The organism is Stenotrophomonas sp. YJH_SMC_12-1, from assembly GCF_059370935.1.
Map to the genome: position 1 here is coordinate 405809 of NZ_JCAFUD010000003.1, position 16356 is coordinate 422164.

Below are 16356 nucleotides of genomic sequence, written 5' to 3' on the forward strand. Positions count from 1 at the left end.
CTCTCGGCGGTCACCCGAAAAACCCGCGCTGCGCGCGATAGTCGACTGACAGTCGACTCTACCTGGGCTGTCGCTGCGGCATCCGGTAATGCCCGATGATGGCGTGCTGGAACAACAGGTTCTCTTCGCGCGTGCCGCGCGCGATGTTGTGCAGCACCAGCGGCGTGCCATTGGCCAGCCGCCGGTCGGAGACGATGCCCACGTGCAGCAGGCCGTTGCCGTTGAGCTTCCAGGCGACGATGTCGCCGGCCGCATAGTCGGTGGCGGCGGCCGTGATCGGTTGCTGCCAGCCCTGCCGTTCGAACCAGCGCATCAGGTTCGGCACACGGCGATGATCGATGTTGCGGTCCGGCCGTGACAGGCCCCAGATCGCGGGATAGGCACTGAAATTGCCGCGCATGTCTTCATGCACGCGCGCCTGCAGGTCCAGGCCCTGGCTGCGCAGGGCACGCACCACCACGTCGGTGCACACGCCGCGATCAACCGGAACGTCGCCGCCGGGATAGGCCAGCACCTGATAGGCAGGGTCGTAGCGGGTGGTGACGCCGACCTGTGCGCGCGCCGCTGCCACCAGCGGCGGCGAAGGCGCCTGCGGTTGCGATGGCGTGAGGCCGGCGTTTCCGCCGTCGGCGGGGGCTGGGGCCGAAGGGGGCTGGCAGCCGCTGGCCAGGGCCACCGTCAGCAGCAGCACCGTCCATGGTGCCCCACCGCGCCGTGTCATGCCTGCGGCGGGGGACTGTTGCTGCCGGGGCCCGCAGAGCCACCACCCGCGCCGCCGCCACGGCGACGACGACGGCGTGGGCCGCGGTTGCCCGGGGTGGCGGCCGGGGTGTTGCCGCCGCCCTGTTCCTTGCCCTGCGCCGATGCCGCCGGGCGCTCGTGCGCCGGTCGCGCTGGCGGGCGTGCGTTGGGCACGGGTGCGGGGACATCGCGGCCCGGCACCTGCACCACGCGCAGTTCGTCGGTATCGAGCTGGATCGCGGTCAGCTTGCCGCCCCAGACTGCGCCGGTGTCGATGGCATGCACGCCCTGGGTGATGGTCAGGCCCAGCGCCGACCAGTGGCCGCAGACGATCTTCAGGTCGCGCTCGACCCGGCCAGGCACTTCGAACCAGGGGTACAGTCCCTGTTCCTGCGTGCCCGGCGTGCCCTTGTCCTCGATGCCGATGCGCCCGCGCGGGGTGCAGTAGCGCATGCGGGTGAGCACATTGATGATCGCGCGTGAACGGTCGTAGCCGGACAGGTTCGGTGCCCAGCTCGGCTTGTCGCCGTACATGTTGCGGAACAGCTTGCGGTAGCCGGCACCGTGCAGTTGCGCCTCGACCTCGGCGGCATGCTTTTCGGCCATCTGCGTGGTCCACTTCGGCGCCAGGCCGGCGTGCACCATCATCCAGCCCAGCTCGCGGTCCACGTGCACCAGCTTCTGCAGGCGCAGCCAGTCCAGCAGTTCGTCGCGGTCCTCGGCCTGCACGATGCGCAGCAGGTCCGGGTTGACCTTGCGCTGTTCCTCTTCGGTGCGTGCACCGACGGCCAGCAGCGAAAGGTCATGGTTGCCCAACACCACCACGCTGTGCTCGCGCAGCGAATGCACCAGCCGCAGCGTTTCCAGCGACTGGCCACCGCGGTTGACCAGGTCGCCGCAGAACCACAGGGTGTCCTGCGCCGGGTCGAAGCGGATCTTCTCCAGCAGCCGCTGGGTGACGTCATAGCAGCCCTGCAGGTCGCCGATCGCCCACACACTCATCGTCCGGCCTCCGTGTCAGTGCAGGGTACGCGGGATGGCCAGCACGAAAGGTGCGACCGGCGCGGCAAATTCGGTGCCGTCGTCGGCGACCATGTCGTAGTGGCCCTGCATGGTCCCGTGATCGGTCCCCAGCATGACACCGGACGTGTAATGGAAGTCTTCACCGGGACGCAGGCGTGGCTGCTCGCCGATCACCCCGTCGCCATCGACATGCTCGACGCGGCCGTTGGCATCGGTGATGCGCCAGTGGCGTGCGACCAGGCGCGCGGCAACACGCCCCTGGTTGTGGATGCGGATCGTGTAGGCGAACGCATAGCGTCCGTCTTCCGGCGCGGATTGATCGTCGAGGAAGCGCGGTGCGACTTCGACGGAGATGGCGTAAACGTCAGCGTCTTCCATACCGGCAGTGTAATCAGGAGGCATTGGCCAAAGCGATGAATTCGGCCACGTCCAGCTGTTCGGCGCGGGCATCGGGACGCACGCCGGCGGCAACGAACTGTTCGGCGGACACCACGTTGTTCAGGGCGTTGCGCAGGGTCTTGCGGCGCTGCCCGAAGGCGGCCTTGACCACCTCGGCGAAACGCGTGTGGTCGTTGATGTTGATCGCGGCCGGGTCACGCGGCACCAGCCGCACCACGGCCGAATCGACCTTCGGCGGCGGCCGGAACGCGCCCGGCGGCACCACGAACAGCGAGGTCACCTGGCAGTAGGCCTGCAGCATCACGCTGAGCCGGCCGTACACCTTGCTGCCGGGGCCGGCGGCCATGCGGTCGACCACTTCCTTCTGCAGCATGAAATGCATGTCGCGGATAACCGCGGCATGTTCCAGTGCATGGAACAGGATCGGCGAGGAGATGTTGTAGGGCAGGTTGCCGACCAGGCGGATCGGCTGGCCGGCGGCCAGCTCGGTGAAGTCCACGCGCAGCACGTCGCGGTGGACGATGGTCAGCTCGCCCAGCGGCTCGGCGGCGGCGGTCAGCGGCGCGATCAGGTCACGGTCGAACTCGATCACCGTCAGTTTCGGATGCACGCGCAGCAGCGGCAGCGTGATCGCGCCCTGGCCGGGACCGATCTCGACCAGGCGGTCACCGTCTTTCGGGTTGACCGCCATCACGATCTTGTCGATGTAGTGGCGGTCGGCCAGGAAATGCTGGCCAAGCTGCTTCTTGGCCGGGGCGGTGAACACCGGGCCGGAGGGGGAGTGCGGGGAATTCATGCGCTCAGTGTACGTTGCCGCGCAAGCTGCGCACACAACGTCGTTGCCGCCTGCAGGCTGGAAGGATCGGCAACGCCACGGCCGGCAAGGTCCAGCGCGGTGCCGTGGTCCACTGCAACGCGTGGGTAGGGCAGGCCCAGGGTCAGGTTCACCGCCTGCTCGAAGCCCGAGTACTTCAGCACCGGCAGGCCCTGGTCGTGGTACATCGCCAGCACGGTGTCGAAGCCGGCCAGCTTGGCCGGCAGGAAGGCGGTATCGGCTGGCAGCGGCCCGATCAGGTCCATGCCCTCCGCGCGCAGGCGCTGCAGCAGCGGGATGACCAGGTCCAGTTCCTCGCGGCCCAGATGGCCGTCTTCGCCGGCGTGCGGGTTCAGGCCGAGCACGGCGATGCGTGGCGCGGGCAGGCCGAACTCGCGGCGCAGCGCGGCGTGCACGGTGCGAAGGGTGTGTTCCAGGCTGGGCGTGGTGATCGCGTCGGCCACCTCGCGCAGTGGCAGGTGGGTGGTGGCCAGGGCCACGCGCACGATGTGGTTGGCCAGCATCATCACCACCTTCACCCCAGCCTGGTCGGCCAGCAGTTCGGTGGTGCCGCTGTAGCCGATGCCGCCTTCGTTGATGACGGCCTTGTGCACCGGGCCGGTCACCACGCCGTGCAGTTCGCCTGACAGGCAGGCCTGGCCGGCACCGAGCAGGGCGCCGATGACCGCGCCGGCATTGGCCGGATCGGCCTGGCCGAAACGGCTCGGGGTGGCATTGGCCACCACGCGCAGGCGCAGGTCGCCGGGGACGCGCGCTTGGGCATCCTCGGGCAGCAGTTGCAGCGGCAGGTTCAGCGCGGCCGCGGCCGCGCGCAGGGTGTCCGGGTCGGCGAAGGCCAGCAGCCGGCAATCTTCACGCGGCTGCTGGACGAGGCGGACGCACAGCTCCGGGCCGATCCCGGCGGGCTCGCCCGGTACCAGAGCGAGCTCGGGGCGCATCGATCAGGACTGCGGCGGCGTGGCGGTGTTTTCCGCGCGGTCGCCACTGCGGAAGCTGACGTAGGCTTCGCCGCGCAGTTCCTGCAGGAAGCGGTTGTACTCGTCTTCCAGCTTGCGGCGGCCAATGGTCTCGCGGACCTGGGCACGCTGGTTGTCGTTGGTCACGTCGGTCTGGCGAGTGGCCACGCGCTGCAGGATGTGCCAACCGGCATCGGTGCGGAACGGCTGGCTGACGCCGCCGTCCTGGATGGCGGCCACCTGCTGGCCAAAGGCCGGACCGAACGCATCGGCCGGGAACCAGCCCAGATCGCCGCCCTGGCCCTTGCTGTTGTTGTCCTCGGAGGACTCCTTGGCCACGGTCTCGAAGTCCGCGCCACCGGCAATGCGGGCACGCAGGGTATCGATCTTGGCTTTGGCGGCCGCGTCGGTCTGATGATCGTCCACGCGCACCAGGATGTGGCGACCGTGGTACTCGGTGACGGTGCTTGCGCCAGCGGTGGCGCTGGCATCGCGCACTTCCACCAGCTTCAACAGCTGGAAGCCGCTGGGGCCACGGATCGGGCCGACTACTTCGCCGGGCTTCATCTTTTCCATCATCTGCGCGAAGGCCTGCGGGATTTCATCCAGGGTGCGCCAGCCCAGGTCGCCGCCTTCCAGCGCATTGGGGCTGTCGGAATAGCGCACGGCCGCCGCGTTGAAGTCCAGCTCGCCCTTGTCCAGCAGGGCCTTGACGCCATCGGCCTTCTTCTGGCCGGTGGCGATCTGGTCGGCGTTGGCGCCGTCCGGCAACGCGACCAGGATGTGCGCCAGGTGGTACTGGTTGCCTACCGTGGCCTGCTGCTTCAGCGCGGCATCGACTTCACCCTCGCTGACGCTGATGCGGCTCTGCGCGAAGCTCTGGCGCAGGCGCTGCACGGTGATCTCATCACGCACCGATGCGCGGAAATCGTTGAAATCGATGCCGTCGTGGGCCAGGCGCTGGCGCAGGGCGTCCAGGTTCGAACCGTTCTGCTGGGCGATGGAGTTCATCGCCTGGTTCAGCTCCTGGTCGCTGACACGGATGCCGCTGCCCTGGGCGCGGGCCACCTGCAGCTTGACCAGCACCAGGCGCTCGAGCACCTGGCGGCTGAGCACGTCTTCCGGCGGCAGCTGGTTTTCCCGCCCGGCGTACTGCGCCTTGATGTTGGCGATCGCACGCTGGAGCTCGCTCTGCAGGATCACGTCCTCATCGACGACGGCGGCAATGCGGTCGAGCGGCTGCGCCTCCTGGGCAAGCACCTGCAGGGGGGCGGACACGCTGGACACCGCCAGCAGCGAGGCGAGTAGAACGGGGAAGCGCTTGGTCATGGGATCAGATTCGGATCGTAGTCATCGCGGGTCGCCCCGGTGTTGCTGGGCGGCACGAGATAGAGGTCGTCGCGGTTGTAGCCGAGGATAGCACGGCGCAGAGTGCGGTCCGTGTCCTGGCCGATGGAGCTCAGGCCCTTCAGGACGAACTCCACCTGGATGGAGTTGTTCATCTCGCCTTCGCGATTGCGGACATAGCGGCGGCCGACCACACGCACGGCCAGGCAGCAGCTGTCCCACTGGACACCGCCGATGATTTCCAGCGGCTCCTTGTCCTGCAGCGAGTAGTAATAGCGGCCGACCAGGCTCCAACGCGCATTCAGCGGGTACAGGAACGACAGGTCGGCCTGCTCCAGCAGGGTGCGGTCATGCTTGTTGGCACCGGGCAGAGCACCGGCATTGATGCGGTAGCGGTAGCTCAGGTTGACCACGCCGTCGTTGGGCATCAGGTAGCGGGCACGGACGCTGGCCAGATCCTCGCGCTTGTACTTCGGGTCCCACTGGTAGGTGGCGCCCAGGGTCCAGCGGTCGTTGATCATGTAGTTGCCGTCGGCGATCCACGCCGACTTGCCCTTTTCCACCGGCGCACCGCCCGGGAGTGTCACCCGCGATTCGTCGAAGTACTGGATCTGGCCGATGGCCGCCGAGAACCGCTCGCGGCCGGTGGTCTGGTCGATGAAGCGGGTGCTCAGCGCCAGGGTCAGCTGGTTGGCGTCGTTCTGGCGATCGGCGCCGGTATAGCGCGAATCGCGGAACAGCTGGCCCCAGCTGAAGGTGAAGTCACGGGTGTCGAAGATCGGAAGGTCTTCCTGGTTGCGGTACGGCGTGCGCAGGTAGAACAGGCGCGGTTCCAGGGTCTGCAGGAAGGACTTGCCGCCGATGCTGGTTTCGCGGTCGAAGAACAGGCCGGCATCGATGCTGCCGATCGGCAGGCTGCGGCTGGGCGAGGTGTTGCCGCGCAGCTGCTCGGGCGTGGCCGTTTTGGGGTCGATGCCCTGCGAACTCAGGATCTGGGCCTGGATGCCTCTCACACCATCCACCAGGCCACGGTCCAGCTGATAGGCGGTGTAGCGGTAGGCCAGGGTCGGGGTCACATACCAGGCCGCGCCGCTGATCGGGAATGACACATACGGCTTCACGTCCAATCGCGAACCGCCGCTGACACCGACGCCGTCGGTCCACTGCAGTCCATTGCGGGTGTACTGCAGATCCTTACCGGTGCCGACGGCGTTCTTGAAGTTGATGTCGTCGTGGGTGAAGCGCACCGCTTCGGCGTAGATGCCGGCTTCCAGCCAGGGCCGGACCGGCTTGTCCCAGTTGAAGTACAGGCGCGGCTGCCGGTTGTAGGGCAGGGCGCGCTCGTCGAGCGTGTAGTCGGTCAGCTGCCAGCGGTCGGCCATGATGCCGGCCGTCCAGTTCCTGCCGGTGCCGTACAGGCCCACGGTGCTCTGCAGGTTCGAGGCAGTCACCCCGACCAGGCGGTTGGCGAAGTCCTCGACATAGCGCTCGTCGCTGACCCAGGCCAGATTGGCACGCGCGTGCCAGTTACTGTCCAGGTTGTGGTAGCCGGAGAACATCACCCGGCCGCGGTCACGGTCGCGCAGGCGGTCGTTGGGCATGAACGAGGTCAACACCTCGCCGCGGCCGCCGTTGTAGAGGTAGCGGAACTCGTTGTCGAGCAGCAGGCCGCGCCGGCTCATGTAGCGCGGGGTCAGCGTGTCGTCGTAGTTCGGCGCCAGGTTGAAGTAGATCGGCTGGGCGTAGTCGAAGCCGTTGCGCCCGGACATGCCCAGCTGCGGGAACAGCAGGCCGGTCTTGCGGCGGTCATCGATCGGGAACTTGAAGTACGGCGCCCACAGCACTGGCACCTTGCCGATGCGCAGCACGGCGTTGCGCGCGGTGCCGAAGCCCTCGTCGTTGTCCACTTCGATCTGCGGCGCAGACAGCTTCCACACCGGCTGCGAGGGGTCGCAGGTGGTGTAGGTGGAGCGGTGCATCTGGCCGACCGCACCCTGCAGGTCGACCGACTCGGCATCGCCGTTGCCCCGGCGCGACACCAGCTGGTACTTGATGTCGGAGATCTTGTGGGTATCGCTTTCCTGGTTGCCTTCGGCACGCTTGGCGACCATCCGGATCGACCCGTCCTGGTAGCGGACATTGCCGTCGGCGATGTAGTTGCCGGTCTCGGTGTCGAAGCTGAGCTTGTCGGTACCGACGAACTGGTCACCCCGGCGCAGCGCCACGTTGCCCTCGTACTGCGGCACGGTGGTGGTGCCCAGCAGCTGGTCACCCTCGATGTCGGTCGGCTGCTGCTCGCGGGCGGCCGCGGCGGCAGCCTTGTCCTGGGCCGGGACCGGGGTGGGGGCGTCAGTGAACGCGGGAATGACGTCGGTGGCCGGGCACAGGCCCCAGTTGAGCGGCTTTTCATCGGCCATCGCCGGCAGGCTGATGGCGATGCTCAGAGGCAGGGGAAGCAGGCGGAGGGCTCGGCGCACGCGGTTCGGATTCGGGCGAAAACGGACGGTAGCTTGCCCCATCCCTTGCATAGGGGCAATGAAGGACGCCGGAGCCTGCCGGTTCGGGTTCATCCGGCGGAGGTGCCCACGGACGGCGTGAGCAGGGCCTGGACATGGGCCACGCTGCACTCGGCCAGGGCCTGCAGGTCGTAGCCACCCTCCAGCATCGAGACCACCCGGCCGGCCGCGTGACGGCGTGCCAGCGCGTGCAGTTCACCGGTGATCCAGGCGAAATCGTCGGTCTCCAGCATCAGGTCCGCCTGCGGATCACGCAGGTGGGCGTCGAAGCCGGCCGAGATCAGCAGCAGCTGCGGGCGGAAGTCGTCGATGGCCGGCAGCATCTCGTCGGCCCAGACGTTGCGGAAGCGGAAGCCACCGCTGCCCGGCGGCAGCAGGATGTTCATCAGGTTGCCGGCACCGCGGTCACGGCGCAGGCCGGAATTGGGGAACAGCCCGGCCTGGTGGGTGCTGTAGTACGAGACCCGGGCGTCGTGCTGGAAGATGTCCTGGGTGCCGTTGCCGTGGTGGACGTCGAAGTCGACCACCGCGATCCGTTCCAGGCCGTGGCGGTCGCGGGCATAGGCGGCGGCGATGGCGATGTTGTTGAGCAGGCAGAAGCCCATCGCCGTGCTGCTGGTGGCGTGGTGTCCCGGCGGGCGTACCGCGCAGAAGGCCAGCGGGTCGTCGCCCAGCATCACCGCATCGACCGCGGCCACGCCGGCACCGGCGGCGTGCACGGCGGCGCTGGCCGAGCCGGGTGAGGTCCAGGTGTCCATGTCCAGCTGGCGCAGCGGTGCGGTCTGCGGTTGCAGCACGAAGTCGAGAAGGGCGCTGTCGTGGACCCGGGTCAGTTCACCGAACTTGGCCGGTGGCGCTTTGCGCCACTCCAGCTGGCCGGGGAACGCGGTGTGCAGCGCGTCCAGCACATGCTGCAGGCGTTGCGGGCACTCCGGGTGGCCGGGGCCGGGGTCGTGCAGCAGGCAGGACGGATGGGTGTAGACCAGCATCGTGCAGGCTCAGCGCTGGCGCTGCTGTGGTTGCCACAGCGCTTCGCCCTGGCCGTCGGCACGGGCCAGCACCCGGGCCAGTACGAACAACAGGTCCGACAACCTGTTCAGGTACTGCAACGCCTCGCTGCGCACGGCCTCGTGGCGGGCCAGGGTGACCGTTTCGCGCTCGGCGCGGCGGACGATGGTGCGGGCCAGATGGCAGCGCGCGGCGGCTTCGCCGCCGGCCGGCAGGATGAATTCCTTCAGCATCGGCAGGCCGGCGTTGTAATGGTCCAGCTGCTGTTCCAGGGCGGAGACATCGGCGGCGTGGATCGCGGCGTGGCCGGGGATGCACAGTTCGGCGCCCAGGTCGAACAACTGGTGCTGCAGATGCACCACCAGCGCGCGCACATCCTCGGGCAGGGGCACGGCCAGCAGCAGGCCGAGCGCGGCATTGGCCTCGTCGACGGTGCCGTAGGACGCCACCCGGGCGTCATCCTTGGGCACGCGCTGGCCGTCACCGAGGCCGGTACTGCCGTCGTCGCCGGTGCGGGTGTAGATGCGCGAGAGGCGATGACCCATGTCGCGGCTCAGTGGCGGATGTCGCGGCGGGCCTGCTGGAGCTTCAACACCTGCTCCACGGCCAGCTGCAGGGCGGCGGCCAGCGCCACGTAGATCGCCGTGGTGCGCAGGTAGGGGCCGAACCACTGCGCGTAGTTCTGTGCCCAGCCGGCCAGGGTCGGCTCGGCCACGTTGCTGCTGGTCCAGTAGAAGCCGCCCTGCGCCAGCAGGTGGCAGACCGCCACCGAGGCGACCAGCAGCAGCGCGCCCTTGGCCAGTACCGGCCAGCGCGCGCTCTGGTAGTTGCGGCCCAGCAGCATGCCGCCGGCCCACAGCGAGAAATAGGCCGGCAGCAGTAGCCAGTAGCCCGGCGACACGCAGTAGTGCTGCCAGAAGTCCAGGCCGCTGCTGCGGATCACGATCCAGTCCACCAGCACCGCGAACACCATCAGCAGCGGGAACGCCCAGCGCGTCCAGCGGGCCAGGTAGAAGCCACCGATGAAGAACACCGCCCATGAGGCATCGGGGATCGCCGCGAAGTGATTGACACGGGTCGCTGCCAGCACCAGAACGAGCACGGACAGGACGAAGGCGCGGTTGGCAGTGTCGGACATGGTGGCGGGCCCGGAGCGGATTCAGGTTTCATTCTAGCCCGCCGCGCGGGTTGGCGCAGGACCGGCCGTTCGGCGTACAGACGGGGCGAGCGCGTATCATGAACGCATGAGTGAACGACATGACGTGCTGATTGTCGGTGGTGGCCTGGTCGGCGCCAGCCTGGCCATTGCCCTGGACCGCCTCGGCCGCGACGTGGGCCTGCTCGAGGCCAGCCCGGCCGGCGAGCTGCCGGCGGTGTTCGACCAGCGCAATCTCAGTTTTGCCGCTGCCACCGTCAATGCGCTGACCGCGCTGGGGGTGATGCAGAAGCTGGCGATGGCACCGGGCCCGATCCGGCGCATCCACGTCAGCCGTGCCGGCGATTTCGGCCGTGTGCAGCTGGAAGCGGCCGATTACGACCGGCCTTGGTTCGGCCAGGTGGTGGTCGCCCGCGACTTCGGCCAGGCGCTGGAAGCGCGGCTTCAGGAGCTGCCGCGGCTGCGCCGTTACCGGCCGATGCGGTTCCTGGGCCTGGGTGAAGTGGTCGACGGCTACCGCCAGGTGCGGGTCGCCGATGAGGCCGGCGAGCGCGTATTGCTGGCACGGCTGGTGGTGGGTGCCGACGGTACGACCAGTGGCGTGCGTGGTGCACTGGGCATCGAGGTCGACCGCCATGATTTCCAGCAGACCCTGTTCGTGGCCCGTGTACGCAGCCAGCGCGTGCCGGATGGCACCGCGTGGGAGCGTTTCACCGATACCGGTCCGACGGCCCTGCTGCCGCGCGGCGATCGTCACTTCGGCACCGTGCATGGTGTTGCGCGCGACCAGGCCGATGCGGTGATGGCGCTGGACGATGCCGCCTGGCTGCAACGCCTGCAGAACGCGATCGGCTGGCGTGCCGGCCGCCTGCTCGAGTCCGGCCCGCGCAGCGCCTACCCGCTCATCCAGGTGCTGGCGCGCGCCCTGGCCGGTGAGCGCACGGTGCTGCTGGGCAATGCCGCGCAGACCATTCATCCGCTGGGTGCACAGGGCTTCAACCTGGGCCTGCGCGATGCGCTGACCCTGGCCGAGCTGCTGGAGGATGCGCATGAAGATGCCGGCAGTGATGCACTGCTGCAGGCCTATGTCGCGCGCCGCGAGGAAGATCGCCGGCAGACGGTGGCGTTCTCCGGCGGCCTGGCGCGCCTGACCAGCAACCCGACGCCGCTGATGCGGCCGCTGCGCAGCCTCGGCCTGGTGGCCGCGCAACGCGCATCGGTGCAGTCGATGCTGGTCGGTGGCGCGATGGGCTTCCGCGGCGAAGTGCCGCGCCTGTGCCGCGGAGAAGCCGCATGAGCCGGCGCATGCGCCTTGATGTGGCCATCGTCGGTGGTGGCGTGGTCGGTGCCGCGTGCGCGCTGGCGCTGGCCGATGCCGGCCTGTCGGTGGCGCTGGTGGAAGGTCGTGAGCCCGCGCCGTGGCAGGCCGCACAGCCTGACCTCCGCGTGTTCGCCTTCGCTGCTGACAACGTACAACTGTTGAGCCGCCTGGGCGTGTGGCCGGCGATCGTGCAGGCCCGCGCCTGGCCCTACCGGCGCATGCAGGTGTGGGATGCGGCCGGCGGCGAAGATCTGCTGTTCGATGCCGATCGCTTCGGCCGTCGTGAACTGGGCTACATCGTCGAGAACGGCCTGCTGCAGGATCGCCTGTGGGCGGCGTTGCCGGCGGCGGGCGTGCAGCTGCACTGCCCGGCGCGGGTGGAAGCGCTGGAGCAGGACGACGACGGCGTGCGCCTGCGCCTGGATGACGGTCGTCGCCTGGAAGCGGCGTTGGCGGTAGCCGCCGACGGCGCCGAATCGACCCTGCGCCAACTGGCCGGGATCGAGGTTGAAAAGCATGACTACCACCAGCGTGGCGTGGTGGCCTACGTGGACAGCGATCTTCCCAACCAGGCCACCGCCTGGCAGCGTTTCCTGCCGAGCGGGCCGCTGGCGCTGCTGCCGGTGGCCGAGCGCCGCAGCTCGATCGTCTGGACCCTGCCCGAGGACGAGGCGGCGCGCGTGCTGGCGCTGGACGAAGACAGCTTCAACCGCGAACTGACCCGCGCCTTCGCGGCGCGGCTGGGTGAGCTGCGGCTGGCATCACCGCGCGCAGCCTTCCCGCTGCGCCGCCAGCTGGCACGTCACTACGTGGCCGGCCGTGTGCTGGCATTGGGTGATGCCGCGCACGTGGTGCATCCGCTGGCCGGGCAGGGCGTGAACCTGGGCCTGCGCGATGTGTCCGCCCTGCAGCAGTGGCTGGCGCCGTCGGCCGAGCGCCGTGGGCAGCCGCGGCTGTCGCCGCAGCGCCTGCAGCGCTGGGCACGCGAACGGCGCAGCGACAACCACATCGCCGCCTACAGCTTCGATGCGATCAACCGCCTGTTCTCCAACGACGAAATGCACCTGACCCTGGCCCGCGGACGCGCGCTGGGCTGCGTCGGCAAATGGCCGCCGATGGTGCAGGCATTCTGGAAGCGCGCCGCCGGGGTGTAGCCGGAGAGCGAACCGCACGTTGCTGGGGGGCACCGCTGGCGCGTTAGCAACCACGGGATCCCGCTCTGGTAGGTGCCAACCTTGGTTGGCACGTCTGCCAGGTCACGTCGGCCCAGATGGGGCGACGGCGTTTCCGATGCTGTGCCAACCAAGGTTGGCACCTACCGGAAGCGGACTCCGCTACCGCCGTTGCTCCAGTAGATCCACGCCATGCGTGGATGAAGATCGCGCTGGATCAAAAAAGGGGACGGAGGGGATCAAGTCGTTTGTGCCACAAACGACTTGATCCCCTCCGTCCCCTTTTTCAGTCGACCAGCCAGCCGGCCAGGTCGGCACGATCCAGCTTGCCGCGACGCTTCACGTCCAACGCATTGAACTCATCGGCCAGCGCCGGATTCGCCTGCGCTTCCTCGCGGCTGATGAAACCATCGCCGTTCACATCCAGCGCAGCGAAGTGGATGCGGTACTGGCCAACCACGCTGCTCGGTTCCAGCGAACGCACGGTCACCTGCGCCTCGCCGGCCGGCTGCGGAATCTCGACGCTGCCGCTGACCCGGCCCGCATCCAGCGGTTGCTGGCGGATCGCGCCGCCGGTGGGGCCCAGCGGCTGGCTTTGTGCCGGGGTGTGCGGCAATTGCTGGGCCACCGCTGGTGCGGCGGCCAGCAGGGTGATCAGCAGCGGAATCGTTCGATGTCGCATGGATGCTCCTCCCTCTGCAGCGCCGGGGTATGCCCGGCGGACGTGATGGCCTCAGCGCAACGGCGAGGCCAGTACGGTGATCTCCTCACGGTCGTGATAGAGCTGCTTGGCACGCACCACCAGCGGTTTGCCGGCCTGGTCCTGGAACAGGTCCAGGCACAGGCGGGTTTCGTCCCAGCGCTTCTTCATCGGCAGCTTCAGGTTGAAGATCGCGTGCCGGCACCAGCCTTCGCGGAACCAGGTGGCCATGCGTTCGGCCACGCGGCGCGGCTGCTCGACCATGTCGCAGACCATCCAGTCCAGCGGCTGTTCCGGGTGCCAGTGGAAGCCATCGGCGCGCAGGTGCTCGACCAGGCCGGTGTCCAGCACGTGCTGGCGCAGTGGGCCGTTGTCGATGCTCAACACGTGCATGTGCTGGCGGGTCAGCACCCAGGTCCAGCCGCCGGGGGCGGCGCCCAGGTCGGCTGCACGCATGCCGGGCTTGGCCAGTGCTTCGCGTTCTTCCGGCGTCAGCAGGGTCAGCAGTGCTTCGTCCAGCTTCAGCGCCGAACGCGAGGGTGCTTCGGGCAGCAGCTTCAGGCGCGGGATGCCCAGTGCCCACGGCGCGCTGTCGGTCGGGTCGGCCACGCAGACGAAGGCGTGGGTGCCGTCGACGAACACCACATGCAGGCGCGGCAGGCGGTTGTTCGGCTTGTCAGTCAGCTTGCCGGCCTTGCGCAGCGCCGGGCGCAGTGCGTTGCCGAAGGCGCGGGCCAACCCGGACAGCGGCTTGCCGGCGTCCGAGTCCGGGTGTTCCACCCACAGGTCGCCGAAGCGCGGCGCATCGGCCAGCACGTCGAGCATCGGGGTAATACGGTCGGCCGGGTCCAGCTGCGGCAGCTCGGCCAGCACCACCAGCTTCTGCCGCGCGAAAATCAGCTCGCGCCAGCGCAGGCGCGGCGCCAGCGCGGCGGCTTCGTCGCACATGAAAAGCACGTAGCCATCATTGCGCTGGGTGCGCGCGTAGCCGGCGAAACCGGCTTCACCGGCGCGGAACTGCAGCTCGCCGGCCAGCTCGGGCTCGAAGCCCTGCCGGCACAGGCACAGCAGGCCGATGCCGGTCTCAGTAACGGGCGCCATCGCTTTCCCCGTAGGTGCGCAGCACGCTGCGCGCGGCGTCGCGGTTCAGGCCCTGCACCACTTCGATGCCACGCTTGTTGAGCTCGCCGACCCAGTCGGCCGGCAGCGGGCCTTCATCGAACGGGGTCAGTTCCTCGACGTCGGCCGAGTTGGCACCGATCAGCAGGCGGTCGATGCCGGCCCACACGGTAGCGCCATAGCACTGGCAGCACGGCTGCGAACTGGTGGCCAGGGTGACCGGCGACAGCACCGCGTTCAGGCGCGGGGTCTGCAGGCGCTGCTGGGCCAGCATGTAGGCCATGTTCTCGGCGTGCGCCAGCGAGGTCGCGTGCGGCATCACCCGGTTCACGCCCGCGGCGATGACCTTGTCGTCCGGTCCGAACACCACGGCACCGAACGGACCGCCACTGGCGTGCTCGACGTTCAGCCGCGACAGCTCGATCGCCAGCGCGACCTTGGCCTCATCGCTCGGATATCGACGATCCAGGTCGATCTGGTCGTGGATCCAGGCGGGAAGGGTCAGGTGGACTTGCGCGTACAGCATCGCGGGGGTGCCTCGTGTGGGATGGGAAAAAGTGCGGTTGCTTGGGGAACCGGCGCGCAGTGTAGCCGCACGGGCCTGTACCGGGTGTGGGCGTGGGTCAGCCCGGCGAGCCGGTGCGGATCACCACGTACTGCTTACGGAACTCCAGCCCGGCCTGCGGCCAGCTGGCCGCGTAGGCGCGCAGCAGGGGCAGGGCGGCGGCGAAGTCGTGGCCGTTGACCCGGCAATCGGCCTCGCACAGGCCGTCGGCATCGCGCGAGGCGAACAGGCGGATGGCGAGGAATTGGCGGGCTTTCAGCAGCTCGTCGAAGGCCTCCATGCTGCGGGTGAACAGGCAGCAGGGGCAGGAGCCATGATCGTCTTCGCTGCAGGTGGAGGCATCCACTTCCTGTGCACGGTAGTGCGCCAACGGCCCCAGCACTACAGTGCGCTCGTGTTCCTCGCCATTGTCACCGGCCGGATAGGTCAGGCCCATCATCGGCAGGCCCGGTGCGTCCTGGGCGCCGATCGCGGTCTGCAGGGTCACCAGGTCCACCCGGGCCCAGGCCTGGAAGCCGGACAACAGCGATGCCTGCTCATCGGCACCATTTGCGTGCTGGTACTCGAACAGACCATCGGCGAACAACTGCGGATGCTGGCTTTCAATGACGGTGGAGGTCTGCCAACCACCGTTGTCGCGCGCGTGTGCGGCCATTGCATGCGGGGTCAGGCGCAGGCCGCTGTCCAGCAGCAGCGCGTTGCCGTCGACGTGGCTGGCGACGCCCGCGTCCTGAAGGACCTGCTGCAGCAGCGGGAGGAGAGCGGCGGAGGTCGTGGTCATGTCAGGCCTGTGGGGTGGATGGGGTGGAACATCCAGGCAGGGCCTGGGCATCTAGCGGTCGAGCGCGTCGAGTTCGGCGCGATATCGCTGCGCGTCGGATTGCTGCTGCGGATCGTTGCCGTGGTCGCGCAGCCAGCTTCCCAGCTCGCGGCGATAGTCCGCGCGGAACTCGGCATTGCCCGGGCTGAAATGCAGCTTGCGTGCCGCCACCTCCACCCGCTCGCGCGCGCTGGCCCGGGCCTGGGCGACGCCGTGCGGGGATTCATTGGTGAGGATGACGAAGTTGCGTGGGAAGCCCGGCGTGTACTTGACCACGAACGGCTGGTCGCGCGCCGGGATACGGATGGCGTTTTCCAGCGGCCACAGCGAAGCGGTGTTGGTGTGGAACACCACGTCCACGTCGCGGCCCTCGGCGGTACGCAGCACCCCTTCGTAGCGCCAGATGTACTGCTCGTTGAGCGTGGAGCTGGTTCGCTCGGCCTTGACGATCACCGCTTCACCACGCTCGCCCACCACGTTGAGGAAGGTGGCGTTGAGGAAGTGGCCGAAGAACATGTTGAGCATCGCCAGCGGGAACACCACGATGGCGTAGCCCGGAAAGCGCCGCCACCACGAGACCAGCCCGGCCAGCACCATCGCTGCAAAGAACGTCAGCAGCGGATGCTGCGAGATGAACCAGAACAGGACGGAGAGGGCGGTGATCATTGTCGATGGCGT

The 16356-nt window shown here is 68.5% G+C and carries 17 protein-coding genes; 2 read left to right on the plus strand and 15 right to left on the minus strand.

Annotated elements, in window-relative coordinates:
* Nucleotides 1–58: 58 nt before the first annotated feature.
* From AC5P8Y_RS07955 to AC5P8Y_RS08000, 10 genes are all read right to left on the minus strand, one after another.
* The gene (locus AC5P8Y_RS07955; protein ID WP_033834748.1) at nucleotides 59–721 is read right to left on the minus strand and encodes a DUF1287 domain-containing protein; all 663 of its coding nucleotides are present in this window, start codon (nucleotides 719–721) and stop codon (nucleotides 59–61) included.
* Nucleotides 718–1743, minus strand: a complete 1026-nt coding sequence (locus AC5P8Y_RS07960) for a symmetrical bis(5'-nucleosyl)-tetraphosphatase (protein ID WP_005412296.1) — start codon at nucleotides 1741–1743, stop codon at nucleotides 718–720. Before AC5P8Y_RS07960 ends, AC5P8Y_RS07955 begins: the two co-directional genes overlap by 4 nt.
* Nucleotides 1744–1758: 15 nt before the next feature.
* Nucleotides 1759–2142: a Co2+/Mg2+ efflux facilitator ApaG/CorD gene (apaG, locus tag AC5P8Y_RS07965; protein WP_005412297.1), complete on the minus strand. Its 384-nt coding sequence runs from the start codon at nucleotides 2140–2142 to the stop codon at nucleotides 1759–1761.
* 13 nt (nucleotides 2143–2155) lie between these two features.
* Complete coding sequence (gene rsmA / locus AC5P8Y_RS07970) at nucleotides 2156–2959, minus strand: 16S rRNA (adenine(1518)-N(6)/adenine(1519)-N(6))-dimethyltransferase RsmA (protein ID WP_184014341.1); 804 nt, start codon at nucleotides 2957–2959, stop codon at nucleotides 2156–2158.
* Complete coding sequence (gene pdxA, locus AC5P8Y_RS07975; protein ID WP_288469725.1) at nucleotides 2956–3936, minus strand: 4-hydroxythreonine-4-phosphate dehydrogenase PdxA; 981 nt, start codon at nucleotides 3934–3936, stop codon at nucleotides 2956–2958. The genes rsmA and pdxA overlap by 4 nt, the downstream gene beginning before the upstream one ends.
* A gap of 3 nt (nucleotides 3937–3939) precedes the next feature.
* A complete protein-coding gene (locus tag AC5P8Y_RS07980; RefSeq protein ID WP_288469726.1) occupies nucleotides 3940–5283 on the minus strand; it encodes a peptidylprolyl isomerase in 1344 nt (447 codons plus the stop codon).
* Nucleotides 5280–7778, minus strand: a complete 2499-nt coding sequence (gene lptD, locus AC5P8Y_RS07985) for an LPS-assembly protein LptD (RefSeq protein WP_288469727.1) — start codon at nucleotides 7776–7778, stop codon at nucleotides 5280–5282. Before lptD ends, AC5P8Y_RS07980 begins: the two co-directional genes overlap by 4 nt.
* Nucleotides 7779–7867: 89 nt before the next feature.
* Nucleotides 7868–8806 (minus strand): histone deacetylase family protein, encoded by a 939-nt coding sequence (locus AC5P8Y_RS07990; protein ID WP_049402190.1) that lies wholly within the window; start codon nucleotides 8804–8806, stop codon nucleotides 7868–7870.
* A 9-nt stretch (nucleotides 8807–8815) separates the two neighbouring features.
* Nucleotides 8816–9370: a cob(I)yrinic acid a,c-diamide adenosyltransferase gene (locus tag AC5P8Y_RS07995; RefSeq protein WP_033834179.1), complete on the minus strand. Its 555-nt coding sequence runs from the start codon at nucleotides 9368–9370 to the stop codon at nucleotides 8816–8818.
* A gap of 8 nt (nucleotides 9371–9378) precedes the next feature.
* The gene (locus AC5P8Y_RS08000) at nucleotides 9379–9963 is read right to left on the minus strand and encodes a hypothetical protein (RefSeq protein ID WP_005408145.1); all 585 of its coding nucleotides are present in this window, start codon (nucleotides 9961–9963) and stop codon (nucleotides 9379–9381) included.
* A gap of 106 nt (nucleotides 9964–10069) precedes the next feature.
* On the opposite strand from AC5P8Y_RS08000, the gene ubiH reads away from it, so the two are divergent.
* Together ubiH and AC5P8Y_RS08010 are read left to right on the plus strand one after the other, a co-directional pair.
* Nucleotides 10070–11278, plus strand: coding sequence for a 2-octaprenyl-6-methoxyphenyl hydroxylase (ubiH, locus tag AC5P8Y_RS08005; RefSeq protein ID WP_495201892.1), 1209 nt, complete (start codon nucleotides 10070–10072; stop codon nucleotides 11276–11278).
* Nucleotides 11275–12456, plus strand: coding sequence for a UbiH/UbiF family hydroxylase (locus AC5P8Y_RS08010; protein ID WP_111109095.1), 1182 nt, complete (start codon nucleotides 11275–11277; stop codon nucleotides 12454–12456). The genes ubiH and AC5P8Y_RS08010 overlap by 4 nt, the downstream gene beginning before the upstream one ends.
* Before the next feature lie 304 nt (nucleotides 12457–12760).
* Here AC5P8Y_RS08010 and AC5P8Y_RS08015 read toward each other — a convergent pair whose 3' ends face one another.
* From AC5P8Y_RS08015 to AC5P8Y_RS08035, 5 genes are all read right to left on the minus strand, one after another.
* A complete protein-coding gene (locus tag AC5P8Y_RS08015; RefSeq protein WP_005408148.1) occupies nucleotides 12761–13156 on the minus strand; it encodes an EF-hand domain-containing protein in 396 nt (131 codons plus the stop codon).
* Nucleotides 13157–13207: 51 nt separating this feature from the next.
* Nucleotides 13208–14275: a 23S rRNA (cytidine(2498)-2'-O)-methyltransferase RlmM gene (gene rlmM / locus AC5P8Y_RS08020; protein ID WP_033834177.1), complete on the minus strand. Its 1068-nt coding sequence runs from the start codon at nucleotides 14273–14275 to the stop codon at nucleotides 13208–13210.
* Nucleotides 14259–14819, minus strand: coding sequence for a nucleoside deaminase (locus tag AC5P8Y_RS08025; protein WP_033834176.1), 561 nt, complete (start codon nucleotides 14817–14819; stop codon nucleotides 14259–14261). The genes rlmM and AC5P8Y_RS08025 overlap by 17 nt, the downstream gene beginning before the upstream one ends.
* 97 nt (nucleotides 14820–14916) lie before the next feature.
* The gene (locus AC5P8Y_RS08030; protein ID WP_049402195.1) at nucleotides 14917–15639 is read right to left on the minus strand and encodes a DUF6348 family protein; all 723 of its coding nucleotides are present in this window, start codon (nucleotides 15637–15639) and stop codon (nucleotides 14917–14919) included.
* Between the two features lie 51 nt (nucleotides 15640–15690).
* A complete protein-coding gene (locus AC5P8Y_RS08035) occupies nucleotides 15691–16344 on the minus strand; it encodes a membrane protein (protein ID WP_049433507.1) in 654 nt (217 codons plus the stop codon).
* Nucleotides 16345–16356: the final 12 nt, after the last annotated feature.

Coding starts and splice junctions, on each gene's coding strand:
- rlmM (WP_033834177.1), bottom strand. CDS start 14,275: ATGGCGCCCGTTACTGAGACCGGCATCGGCCTGCTGTGCCTGTGCCGG.
- AC5P8Y_RS08015 (WP_005408148.1), bottom strand. CDS start 13,156: ATGCGACATCGAACGATTCCGCTGCTGATCACCCTGCTGGCCGCCGCA.
- AC5P8Y_RS07960 (WP_005412296.1), bottom strand. CDS start 1,743: ATGAGTGTGTGGGCGATCGGCGACCTGCAGGGCTGCTATGACGTCACC.
- AC5P8Y_RS08000 (WP_005408145.1), bottom strand. CDS start 9,963: ATGTCCGACACTGCCAACCGCGCCTTCGTCCTGTCCGTGCTCGTTCTG.
- AC5P8Y_RS08035 (WP_049433507.1), bottom strand. CDS start 16,344: ATGATCACCGCCCTCTCCGTCCTGTTCTGGTTCATCTCGCAGCATCCG.
- ubiH (WP_495201892.1), top strand. CDS start 10,070: ATGAGTGAACGACATGACGTGCTGATTGTCGGTGGTGGCCTGGTCGGC.
- AC5P8Y_RS07955 (WP_033834748.1), bottom strand. CDS start 721: ATGACACGGCGCGGTGGGGCACCATGGACGGTGCTGCTGCTGACGGTG.
- AC5P8Y_RS08010 (WP_111109095.1), top strand. CDS start 11,275: ATGAGCCGGCGCATGCGCCTTGATGTGGCCATCGTCGGTGGTGGCGTG.
- AC5P8Y_RS07980 (WP_288469726.1), bottom strand. CDS start 5,283: ATGACCAAGCGCTTCCCCGTTCTACTCGCCTCGCTGCTGGCGGTGTCC.
- AC5P8Y_RS07995 (WP_033834179.1), bottom strand. CDS start 9,370: ATGGGTCATCGCCTCTCGCGCATCTACACCCGCACCGGCGACGACGGC.
- AC5P8Y_RS07990 (WP_049402190.1), bottom strand. CDS start 8,806: ATGCTGGTCTACACCCATCCGTCCTGCCTGCTGCACGACCCCGGCCCC.
- AC5P8Y_RS08025 (WP_033834176.1), bottom strand. CDS start 14,819: ATGCTGTACGCGCAAGTCCACCTGACCCTTCCCGCCTGGATCCACGAC.
- rsmA (WP_184014341.1), bottom strand. CDS start 2,959: ATGAATTCCCCGCACTCCCCCTCCGGCCCGGTGTTCACCGCCCCGGCC.
- apaG (WP_005412297.1), bottom strand. CDS start 2,142: ATGGAAGACGCTGACGTTTACGCCATCTCCGTCGAAGTCGCACCGCGC.
- AC5P8Y_RS08030 (WP_049402195.1), bottom strand. CDS start 15,639: ATGACCACGACCTCCGCCGCTCTCCTCCCGCTGCTGCAGCAGGTCCTT.
- pdxA (WP_288469725.1), bottom strand. CDS start 3,936: ATGCGCCCCGAGCTCGCTCTGGTACCGGGCGAGCCCGCCGGGATCGGC.